The 11,430-nt window shown below is 42.9% G+C and carries 10 protein-coding genes and 1 pseudogene; 4 read left to right on the top strand and 7 right to left on the bottom strand.

Going from position 1 to position 11,430, the window contains the following annotated elements; translation table 11 throughout:
• Nucleotides 1-6: 6 nt before the first annotated feature.
• Nucleotides 7-1,098 carry an NUDIX hydrolase gene (locus tag JMX89_RS06470; protein WP_133105283.1) on the bottom strand — a complete coding sequence of 364 codons (1,092 nt, stop codon included), beginning with the start codon at nucleotides 1,096-1,098 and terminating at the stop codon, nucleotides 7-9.
• A gap of 272 nt (nucleotides 1,099-1,370) precedes the next feature.
• Between JMX89_RS06470 and nadA the strand changes: the two genes are divergently transcribed.
• The 3 genes from nadA (at nucleotide 1,371) to JMX89_RS06455 (ending at nucleotide 5,537) form a co-directional block, all read left to right on the top strand.
• The gene (gene nadA / locus JMX89_RS06465) at nucleotides 1,371-2,510 is read left to right on the top strand and encodes a quinolinate synthase NadA (RefSeq protein WP_201551131.1); all 1,140 of its coding nucleotides are present in this window, start codon (nucleotides 1,371-1,373) and stop codon (nucleotides 2,508-2,510) included.
• Nucleotide 2,511: 1 nt separating this feature from the next.
• Complete coding sequence (gene nadB, locus JMX89_RS06460; protein WP_201551129.1) at nucleotides 2,512-4,419, top strand: L-aspartate oxidase; 1,908 nt, start codon at nucleotides 2,512-2,514, stop codon at nucleotides 4,417-4,419.
• 206 nt (nucleotides 4,420-4,625) lie between these two features.
• Nucleotides 4,626-5,537 carry a lysine exporter LysO family protein gene (locus tag JMX89_RS06455; RefSeq protein WP_011512949.1) on the top strand — a complete coding sequence of 304 codons (912 nt, stop codon included), beginning with the start codon at nucleotides 4,626-4,628 and terminating at the stop codon, nucleotides 5,535-5,537.
• 33 nt (nucleotides 5,538-5,570) lie between these two features.
• Here JMX89_RS06455 and JMX89_RS06450 read toward each other — a convergent pair whose 3' ends face one another.
• From JMX89_RS06450 to JMX89_RS06425, 6 genes are all read right to left on the bottom strand, one after another.
• Entirely contained in the window at nucleotides 5,571-6,284 is a 714-nt protein-coding gene (locus JMX89_RS06450) for an OmpA family protein (RefSeq protein WP_201551127.1), read from the bottom strand.
• 107 nt (nucleotides 6,285-6,391) lie between these two features.
• Nucleotides 6,392-7,048 (bottom strand): OmpA family protein, encoded by a 657-nt coding sequence (locus JMX89_RS06445; protein ID WP_011512947.1) that lies wholly within the window; start codon nucleotides 7,046-7,048, stop codon nucleotides 6,392-6,394.
• Between the two features lie 64 nt (nucleotides 7,049-7,112).
• The gene (locus tag JMX89_RS06440; protein WP_201551125.1) at nucleotides 7,113-7,697 is read right to left on the bottom strand and encodes an OmpA family protein; all 585 of its coding nucleotides are present in this window, start codon (nucleotides 7,695-7,697) and stop codon (nucleotides 7,113-7,115) included.
• Nucleotides 7,698-7,708: 11 nt separating this feature from the next.
• Complete coding sequence (locus tag JMX89_RS06435; protein WP_201551123.1) at nucleotides 7,709-8,407, bottom strand: OmpA family protein; 699 nt, start codon at nucleotides 8,405-8,407, stop codon at nucleotides 7,709-7,711.
• A gap of 37 nt (nucleotides 8,408-8,444) precedes the next feature.
• The gene (locus JMX89_RS06430; RefSeq protein ID WP_201551121.1) at nucleotides 8,445-9,749 is read right to left on the bottom strand and encodes an FAD-dependent monooxygenase; all 1,305 of its coding nucleotides are present in this window, start codon (nucleotides 9,747-9,749) and stop codon (nucleotides 8,445-8,447) included.
• A gap of 101 nt (nucleotides 9,750-9,850) precedes the next feature.
• On the bottom strand, nucleotides 9,851-11,152 hold the full coding sequence (locus tag JMX89_RS06425) for an FAD-dependent monooxygenase (RefSeq protein ID WP_265088680.1): 1,302 nt from the start codon (nucleotides 11,150-11,152) through the stop codon (nucleotides 9,851-9,853).
• Between the two features lie 150 nt (nucleotides 11,153-11,302).
• Here JMX89_RS06425 and JMX89_RS06420 point away from each other — a divergent pair.
• Nucleotides 11,303-11,430: pseudogene (locus JMX89_RS06420) on the top strand (IS1595 family transposase); the annotation flags it as partial.

Raw genomic sequence — 11,430 nt, 5'->3', positions numbered from 1 at the left:
GGGCGGCTATTTACGTTTTGGCAATTTGCTGTCCATCAGCAAACTTTGCAATTCAATATCATGGCGAAAACGATAAAGTTTAGCGGGACGACCACGCTGGGCACTAATACTCTGCCCTGTTTCTAGCACAAGATTTTGTGACTCTAGCAGCCGGCGGAAGTTTTGCTTATGTAAGCGCACACCCGATAGTGCTTCGACACTCTGCTGCAACTGCGACAAGGTGAATTCATCTGGCATTAAGCCAAAAATGAGCGGTCGATATTCAATTTTTGCCCGTAGTCTTGAGATAGCCGTCGCAATCACTCGGCGATGGTCATAGTACATCGGTGACCCTATAAGCTGTGACCAGTTACTAGGCAATTTAAACGCCTTGTTAGATTCAGCACTGTCAGGTTGAACATTAGCCAAATAGCTGGGTGGATAAGTTGGTGCTTCTGCAATAAGACCTGCTTCATACAACATCTCATAGCGCAAAAGGACATGTTCTGCAATCCATTCCCTATTCTCGTATTCTTTGTCATTTATCAGCTGATCGTTGCTCTCTGCATTTGAATGCGCGCTTTTATTTTTAGAGCAATTATTTAGAATCGTCTCACTGACGCCCCAACACAGACCCATACGTTGACGCCGGCGCTGCTGAATATCAGGCTCTTTTGCAGCATCTGCCCAACATAATAATGCTGGTACGATATAGTCCATAATGATAGCTGGCATACCATCTAAGTGATTTTCCCATGGGAAGTAATCGTACCAATCACGCCATAATGCTTGGCTTTGTAGCTGTGTTTGCGCCTCTTGCACCAAACCCAAATAGCTGACGTAAACCAGCGCATGACCATCATCATTGCGTCTATTGGTATCGACAAAGGTATATAGCTGTTCCAAATAACCAAGTGGCTGCTGCGTTTGCTCTTCAACCCATTGGCGCACACCTGCTTGCAACGAGCGATGTAATGGCATGAGGGGACCATTGGGCAATAGCTTGCCTTGATCAACAGTTAAAACGCGCGCCGTGTGTTCAGTAATCGCAACCAGCACTGCGACAACCTCAGTCGTGCCGCTACCTTGTTGATGGGCATGTGAATAAGACAACGTCATGACGTTAATGATTACCTTTTATTTTAATTATAAAATACAGCTCAACTGATAAGCCATTGACCACATGCTAAGTATAGCTTGAATCGATGCTTATCATAGCTTGTGGTTGTAATTATACAAAATGAGTCCTGCATAAATAATAAACGTATAAAAAATTTCTTGTATTTATGCTCAAAATGAGCATAATTAAAACAGTTTATTTTTTAGCACTATTCAACTGACTCAATCTAACGGCAACTGACGTGTCGTTATTGCATGAAAGGTTTGCACTTATGAAAACGTATCCGTATGACGCACCGATTATGAGTACTGATAATCGCATTGCCACGCAAATGAATATTGAATATGCCAAAGCAAAAATGCCCGCAGACTTGCCGCGTAGTGAGCGACTGCAAGTTGAAGAAAATATTAAGCAGTTATTAAAAGCGCATAACGCCGTCTTAGTGGCGCATTATTATGTCGACCCTTTTATTCAGGATTTGGCATTGGCGACCGGCGGTTGTGTTGGTGATTCACTTGAAATGGCGCGTTTTGGTCAGGCGCATAGTGCACAAACACTGGTAGTTGCAGGTGTACGCTTTATGGGTGAGTCGGCAAAGATACTCAGTATGGAAAAAACAGTACTGATGCCAGACTTAGAAGCAGAATGCTCGCTTGATTTGGGCTGCCCTGCCGATGAATTTTCTGCCTTTTGTGATGCGTATCCTGAGCGTACCGTAGTGGTCTACGCCAATACCAGTGCGGCAGTAAAAGCACGGGCTGATTGGGTAGTAACTTCGTCAGTTGGTATCGATATCATTCGACATTTGCAAGAACAAGGCGAGCCTATCATTTGGGGTCCGGATAGACACTTAGGTAAATACATTGCCCATGAGACTGGGGCAGATATGCTGCTATGGCAAGGTTCATGTATGGTGCATAATGAGTTTAAAGCCACTGAGCTTGAACAATTAAAAGCTGAACATCCGACAGCAAAAGTCTTGGTACATCCTGAATCTCCAGATAGTGTCGTGGCGCTTGCCGACGTGGTTGGCTCGACCAGTAAGCTATTGCAATCCACCTATGAGATGGATGCTGATACCTTTATCGTCGCAACTGACTTGGGTATCTTGCATGAGATGCAAAAGCGCTCGCCAAACAAGCGCTTCTTGGCTGCACCGACTGCGGGCGAAAGTGCAAGCTGCAAAAGCTGTGCTTTTTGTCCATGGATGGCGATGAATGGTCTACAAGGTATCGAGCAATGTTTGACCAATAATTCAGGTGAGATATTGATGACGGCTGAGCTGGCAGCGGCAGCTAGAAAGCCATTACAACGCATGCTTGATTTTGCTGAATCACAAAAACAGCGGGTAGCAGCAAGCGGTGATATCGTCAAAGACCGTGCATTGTTTGCAAATGTTGGAGCAGCATAATATGAGCGCGAACTGGTTAAATGGCAAAGATAACTGTAATGCACATCAGATCCTTGATGCTGTTGTGATAACAGATGTACTTATCGTTGGGGCTGGGCTTGCAGGATTAAGCACCGCGCTTGCTTTACCGGAGTCGCTGAGCATTACCATATTAAGTAAAGCTGCATTGGAAGTTTGCTCAAGCCATTACGCCCAAGGCGGTATCGCCGCAAGCTTGGACAAAAATGATTCGGTAGCTGACCATATTGCCGATACGCTAATCGCTGGTGCAGGATTATGTGCAGCGGATAATACGACAAACATCCTCAGCGCTGGACAACAAGCGGTTCAATGGCTATGTGAGCAAGGCGTACCCTTTACTCAGATTCCTCAAGCTAATAAAAAATACAATACTGAGCAAAAAGTCTTCACTAAATTGCAAACTGCTGATTTACATCTAACCAAGGAAGGCGGTCATGGCTGTAGACGCGTTGCCCATGCTGATGATGCAACGGGTCGCCATATTATGGAAGCCTTGACTATAAAAGCGCAAGCCGCTTCTAATATAACTATTTTGCCCTACCATGAAGCACTGTATTTATTAACTGACAACAGTGATAACCGATGCCAAGGGGCGCAAGTTTTTGATCATATTATTCAGCGCCAAATCACATTTCATAGTCGCGCGGTTGTCTTAGCCAGTGGTGGTTTAGGGCAATTATTTCAACGAGCCAGCGCGCCCAACGTCTGTGTCGGTGATGGCGTTATGATGGCGTGGCAAGCAGGCTGCCGTTTGGCAAATTTAGAATTCATCCAATTTCATCCGACTGGTCTAGCACTAGGAGATAGCAGCTTTTTGATTTCTGAAGCTTTACGCGGCGAAGGTGGGCGCTTATATTGTCCACAAACTGGCGACCGCTTTATGCTAGAGATTGATGAGCGTGCAGAACTGGCGCCGCGAGATATTGTCGCTCGGGCAATAGCTGAGCAGATTAATAATAACGGACTTGGCTACGTTCATCTTGACGTCAGTCACTTGCCAGCGGAATTTTTGCAAGAGCATTTCCCTCAGATTTATCAGACACTATTAGCACTTGGTATTGGTATAACTAAAGAGCCAATTCCGGTTGCCCCAACCGCCCATTATAGCTGTGGCGGCGTGGTCACTGATGCTAATGGCGTAACCGATGTAGCAGGTCTTTATGCCGCTGGTGAAGTTGCTTATACAGGTCTGCATGGAGCAAACCGTTTGGCGAGCAATTCACTTTTGGAATGCGTGGTGGTTGGCCGCAATATCGCCGCTGATTTACCTCGCTATTTAAAAGCGTTAGAGAATCTAGATACTGCTGCCATTTATGAGAGCATAAACTTATCAGCACCTACCATTTGGACAGCGCCAACACTCAAAGATACTCAAGCCATTACGCTCTCTTCTTTTATTACACATCCATTGACTTCAGATGATTACGAGGACACTGATAGCAATATAGATACTAATAATCAGGCTGGCAAAATAACTACAGAATTAAAAATTTTAATGACCACCTATATGGGTATCACTCGCACTGCCGAATCATTAGAGCAAATGTTAATACAGATACAGCAATGGCAACAGTGGCTTGAAAAATCTGAGTTAAGTCAGCCCAATATAAATGCTTCAGACGACGCTATGACCATTGATAAACTTGCACACTTTCAATTAGCAAGACAGTTACAATTAGCGACTTTAATTGTTCAGTCTGCTTGTCAGCGCCTTGAAAGTCGTGGCGGACACTATCGTAGGGACTATCCCAACCTAGCAGCCACTGCTCGCATTAGTGTGATTGAGCCATTATCAAATCAAGCTATTTGCCCATTAAGTGGTATCAATAATCCCACTTCAGAAATTCAGAAACATCATAAATTTGTCCAATCCGAACAAGCAGTATAGTGGCTTTATATTCAATCAATGCGGCACTGCTGGTCTAGCATATAGAGAAGCTCATAAAAAAAGCTTTGAGCAGCAGCAATTCAATGAATTTTGTCTGCTCATGTCAGTATTATTATACTAATATGTTACAATCCTCGCCTTCTTAAAAACCCTTCCTAAAAACAATTTATTAAAACGCCTTTTAAAAATGCCGCGAGCCCTTTACCATGCAAAGCTTAGTTACCCTTGTCTTGGTTTTAATGCCAATGTTTATTGGCTTTGCCATTCCATCCAATCCAGCCCTGACCAAAATTGCCGATAAAGGCTTGTCTTATTTGGTCTTTATTATTTTAGGCTTGATTGGTATTGAGCTGGCACAAGTCGAAGGACTTGGCAGTCAGGTAGGTGAAATCGCACTGTATGTCACGATATTATCAATACTGACAATTGGAACTGGATTATTTGGGTTAATGCTGTTTGACCGTTTGCGCCCGTGGCATGCCAAAAAACCCAGTGTTAAATCTAAAGAACATCGCGTCAGTATTCGCGGCAGCCTCACTCAAGTTATCTGTGTAGCAATAGGTTTTGTGATCGGTTATTTCTTGCCAGCCAACTATATACCGCCTGAGAACACCATGACGGTCATGCTAATGATATTAATCTTGCTGGTTGGTATTGGACTAAAAGGCTCGGGTATTACTCTAAAAGAAGTACTGCTTAATAAACGCGGTGTCGAGATGAGTATTATTTTTACATTATCGGTATTAGTTGGTGGGCTTATCTTTGCGCTGATGTTTAGCGATATCTCTTGGACGAAGGGCTTAGCACTAGCGTCAGGATTTGGTTGGTATTCGCTATCTGCGATTGTGATGACCGATGCTTATGGGGCAATTTGGGGCAGTGTTGCGCTATTTAACGACTTGATACGTGAGTTCTTTGCGTTGATATTTATCCCCGTCTTTATGCGTAAATATCCGTCTGCCTCGGTCGGACTTGGCGGTGCGACCAGTTTAGATTTTACTTTGCCAATTATTCAGCAATCAGGTGGTCTAAAAGTGGTGCCATTGGCGATTAGCTTTGGCTTTATTATTAATATTGTCGCGCCCGTGCTAATGGTATTGTTTTCGTCTTTGGGGTAAGGTTAGATTTTGACGGTTTATCAAAATTTGCCATTATTCAAAAGGCTTACAATGCTTGGCGTATTCACCATATCTTTGAATATCAGATTTATATTTAAGATTCATTAAATCATTGACTAAACTACTCGCCATTAAAGTGGCGCGGCGCTGTTTTGACTCAATATTTTTAACATTAAGCTTTTCAAAACTTGGATCTATAAACGCTGTATCTGTAACTAGAATCTTATTTGAACACTCATAAGTACGGATACGCTTAGCATCAATATGATGCTGCAAGACTAACGTATTTTTGATGCTAAGGGCGCGATTGCGTGATAAAGAATCGAAACCAAGCGTCGCTAAAGCATCTTTATCAATTTCATTTGTTGCTACATGACCAAAAATAAAAACATTGGCTTTTGGGTAATCATTAAGACTTTCTGCTACTTTCACAAATACTGCATCATAGATATCGGGTAATTGATTTCTCATTGGCGGAAAAAATCCATTGAATTCCATTTCAAGTCCGCCCACATCAACCTCTATTGGACAGCCTTTAGCATCGACCACTACGTTAGGTGGCGTTTCAGGACACTCGTCTATATCATCAAGTACGCCATCGCCATCTGAATCAATTTCTGCTTGCATCGTCCTGATGTTTTCATATTGCGGTGTAGTTTTGGGCGGTACAATTTCGGTAGTTTGACAGCCTGCTAATGTTATAGATGCTGCTAATAACAATAAAGTGCTATGAGTTTTAATGGTCATTATTACCCTCTCTTTATCCAGAATAATTTAAATCTTTGTCTGTCATCACTTTTCACTCTTTTAAAACACTCAATATTGCTAGTAAGGGCATAAACGTTTAAAAACAATTAATCTTCAGGCTCTACAGCTATCTCGAAAATTCGGCGGTTCATGGACATTTCCTCTTCGCTATCAAAATCTGCAGTAGCTACCCCATAAACTCTGCGGTTCATAGACTTACCTTCTTCTGTATCAGAAGAGGTAATAGGCTGTTCGGCATCATAATTAAAGGTATTTAAACGCTCAGGATCAATTTTATGCTTTAGTACAAGATAGTTTTTGACGATAAGTGCCCTATTTCTTGCTAGAGAATTTGGTCGCAATTTTGTATCTGACATTTCATCTACTGAAGCGTGTCCCTCAATACGCATAGTTGCCGTATAGTACTCTTGCAGCTTTAGGGCTACTGTATCAAGCTCAAGCTGATACTCTTTTGATAACTCACTGCTGCCCTTGGCAAAAAAGGCACGATATTCCATTTTTAGGCCTATCCCCATACCCGTAAAAGGACAACCCCTTTCATCTGTTACTATATTTCTTGGGGTGCCTGGACACAGGTCTATCTCATCAGAATATCCATCACCATCAGAATCGAGGCTCACCATTAATATTGGCATTGGCGCTGTCACTATGTTATCAATCGCTAGTTTTGGCGCGGTTTGACACGCTGATAATGCCAAAGAACTACAAAGAGTAATGCTGACTAAATATAAAATTGCTTTCATATCAACGTCCTTTTTCAATTATCACATATTCTTTATTTTCAATCTTTTTGAAACGCTTAATATATTATTCAACATTGCTAATAAGCGCATAAATACGCTGATTGAGCCAACTGTTTTCGGCATCATTTGTCGCAATTGGGCGCTCTGATCCATAGTAAATGGTCTTAATACGATCAGGATCAATATTATATTTCATGGTCATATAATTTTTAATCTCTTCCACACGGTATCTTGATAATGTTTGACTGGCACTATTGTCTTCACGTTCCGATATATGCCCTTCGATATGCATGACAGCGTCCAAATGATCTTGCATTTTTTTGCCTGCGTTATTTAGCTGTTCATAATACTCACTTTTTATCTCACTACTATTTTCGTCATAGTAGGCTCTAGCTTCCATCCTAAATTCGTTTTCACCAAAAAGTAAGGAGTGCGGACAGCCCCTTTCATCTATCACCACGTTATAGGGAGTGCCTGGACATTGATCTAACTCATCAGGCACTCCATCACCGTCGCTATCCAAATTAACTAAAACCGTTGGCATATTGATAGTTTGACTTTTTCGATTAGAAAAATCGGCGGTTTGACAGGCGGATAATGTTAAAGCGCTGACTAAAACGACAAGCGTATTTCTTAATAGCATTTTCATAAATGATACCTTTAAAATTGCTGACAGAATTCTTTATAGTACGTGAGTGACTGCTCGTGAACACTGCCTGCATAAAAATCATTGGCATTTAACGCCTTGCCATAAATACGCTGGTTCATTGATCTACCTTCCTCAGTATCGTTAGGTGCAATCGGCATACTATCAGCACAATCAAACGTATAGATTTTATCAGTAGCTATGTTTCTCTTAACCAAAGCAGTTTTTATTATCTGTGCCCGATCACGTCCTAATTGACGTTTATCAACTTTTGCTTGATTCATTTCTCCGTATATATCTACTGATGCATGCGCAGCTTCAAGCTCAGAGGTATGACCAGACAAAACCACTACTAGCTCAGGATTGCTATGCATTTTTTCAGCTACTTTTTCCACTTCTGGCAAGTACTTCGTTTGCAACTCATTACTATTGCGCTTAAAGAAAACTCGTAGCTCCATCGTAAGATAACCTATTAAACTCACTGCTACTGGACAGCCATACTCATCCGCCACTACCCCTTTAGGAGTGTTAGGACAGTTATCGATAATGTCAGGGACGCCGTCATTGTCTGTATCTGCAAGTGGCTCTATCATGACTTTAGGAGGAATATATGGTTTTCCATTAATTACGGCAGTTTCTGGTGTGGATTGGCAGGAGGATAAAATAAAGCTAGCTATTACAACGCCTATCGTCATCCATGACTTACTTTTCATATGCTTTCCTTAGTTCATCTAGAAAGTTCCTTAAACCCTAAACCCCACTCGCCCGCTTAGCAAACAACCGCATTAAAGGTTTAATTTTACTCACGCGATACATGCCTTCATTACGAAGTTGTTGGATAGGACGCATCTGAGCAAACGAGCCAGCAAACAGCCAGTTAAGCGCTGAAAAGCTGTGCATCATCAGACTATTATGCGGACGACGCAAGCGCTCATAGCTACGCAAGGTTTGATTGGTACCCCAAAGCGTCCCGCCACTACGGTTATAATCATGCGCCAATTGTTTGCTTAATGCTTTTACATCGAGCATCCCAAGATTGAGCCCTTGCCCAGCAAGCGGATGCACACCATGCGCCGCATCACCGATCAATACTAAATTATCCGCAACGTAAGTCTTTGCTTGCTGCGCCGCTAACGGAAAGCTGGCGATTGATTCAATCTGATGGATAGCGCCAAGTTCATAATGACTGGCAGCAGCCAATTTATCAGCGATATAGCGCGGCTGTTCTTCTATCAATGCCAATGCTTGGTTGCGTGGCAGTGTCCATACAATCGACTGCCAATGCTGCGGATTGGCTTTGTCTTCATCGGTGATATCAGCAAGCGGCAATAATGCCAATGTACCTGTCGGCAGCATGGCTTGACGAGCAGTTGCTTGATGAGGCTTTTCAGTTTGAATCGCGCAACAGATCGCGGTTTGGTTATAATCAAGAATATCAAGCTCAATACCTGCTTGCTTGCGCACGAATGAGCCACGACCGTCAGCACCGACCAATAAACGCGTGTCAATCACGGTTTCGTTATCCAACGTTACACGGTAACCTTGTGTCGCACCTAGCCAGTCCATATCGACAACCTTTTGCCCATCGATAACGGTTAAATATTGACTGACATCAGGCGCTGATAAACGTTGCCATAAAGCGTATTCGATGACCGCAGGCTCAACCATACTACCGAGCATTTTTGGCTTAGCATTACCGCTGTTATTAGCAACATTGCTATTGCTATCAGTGCTGCCATTAGAATCGCCGCTTTCGCCAAACAGTAACTCACCCATACCGTTTAGCTGCCAAACTTGCATTTGTGAGTAATCAGCCTTGCGCTCTGACTCTGCTATCTTTTGCCAAGCGCCAACCTCTTTTAATAATTCAATACTGGCAAGACTTAGCGCATAAACACGTGCATCACGTTGACCCAGTACTTGCTGCCAATCTTCCTCGTCACGCTTTGGGCGCGCATCAATGAGTGTCACCAGCTTATTGTCTTGTGCTAGTTTTAAGGCAAGCGTTGCACCGACGATACCGCCACCGATAATCAGCGTATGGTTATTTTTCATAAAATATCCTTTGTGTCGCTATTTGAATTATCCGCTGATATTTTAATAATTAGCAGCAGTTAGATTTTTGAATTTTGGATTTTTTTAATGGCTTATCAATACTAAGACTTTAGACCCATCGCATAATTGGCAATTAATGGTTTAATATTCGGTAATTTATCAAAGGCAACCAAAGCGACATTACGTGCCAGCTTCACGGCTGGATTTGGATGCGTAAAGCCATGTACCACCGCATCACAAAAACGAATAACGCGTTTTTGGTCAGTTTGACGGGCTTTCTCATAACGCTTTAGCAATGTAGGATTACCGATGTCTTCGCCTTTTAATACTTGCGCGTGCATCATTTGTGCCAGTACATGAGCGTCACGCATACATAGGTTAAACCCTTGTCCTGCTACTGGATGCAGGGTGTGCGCTGCATTACCCATGATAACGCAGCGACCATCCACTTGTTTATCTGCCAGCACTCGTGTCAATGGATAGGCACCACGGCGACCAGCAGTTTTAAACGTGCCTGCACGCTGACCAAAAGCTTGCTGCAAAGTCGCTAAGAAATGCGCGTCATCCTCTAAGTATTGCGTCTCTTCTCCGGTTCGGCAAACCCAAACGACTGAACGTCTATAGCCAGTCTGATATTCATCATTACCGTCGCCCTCTGGATCCGTTAATGGCAACACTGCCAGTGGTCCGGCAGGACTAAAACGCTCAATCGCATTATGCTCATGTGGTTTGTCCGTTTCTACCACGCCGACGATAGCCGTTTGCTTATAATCATAAGTAGTCGTACCGATATCTAATAACTGACGCACGGTAGAGTCGCGACCATCACAGGCGACCAAAACACTACCCTGCAATTGCTGCTCATGCTCTTCTTCACCGTAGTAGCTAAAACTTAGGGTTACGCTGTCACTTTTCTGGTCAACGGCTATTACATCGGCATTATCAATCAGGGTAATAAGCGGCTCTTGCAGTGCGGCTAGAAGCAACTTTCGTCCAAGCCACGCATTTTCCATCACTTGCCCGAACGACTCAACTTGTTCATCCTTTTTATTGAGTTGCGCACGCCCAAAGCTACCTTGTTCACTAATCTGTACGGCATCGATACGGCAGGCATGGCTTTGTAGTTCATCCCACAGCCCGATCTCTTGATAAATCTGTACCGTACGCCGTGACAATGCAGTATTACGGCTGTCTAAGTAATGACTACGCTGACTATCATCATTTGGACTGATGATCGGATAGCTGTTCTTCTCGAGCAATGTACTGGCGATACCCTGGTTTGCCAATAGCAACGCAAAAGATAAGCCGACATGACCGCCACCAGCGATAAGTACCTGCTGCTCAGTCATCGCAGTGTGTTTAATATTGTTAGATTTTGACAGATTTTCTTCAGTAGTTTGCATCATTATTATTCCTATCATTGCCGATTTAGCACGCATTTATACGTGATTATTATTCACTCAAAATTTTATTTTATTAAAAAACCTATTGTTATTTGAACATATTAAAAAATGGGGCTGTCCTAGATAAGCAAAATAATCTAGGATAGCCATATGAGAAAGAGTAGATTAAGTTGGTACAAACAAACCAGACTCATTGAACTCTTTGTTGCTGGTTCTACCGCAAGAACAGCAGCAAGCCTAGTGGGTGTTAATAAAACAACATCTAGCTATTACTTTCA

This window comes from Psychrobacter sp. DD43, assembly GCF_904846555.1.
GTDB classification, from domain to species: domain Bacteria; phylum Pseudomonadota; class Gammaproteobacteria; order Pseudomonadales; family Moraxellaceae; genus Psychrobacter; species Psychrobacter cryohalolentis.
Note: the sequence above shows the minus strand (reverse complement) of the source record. Positions and strands in the feature narration are given on the sequence as shown.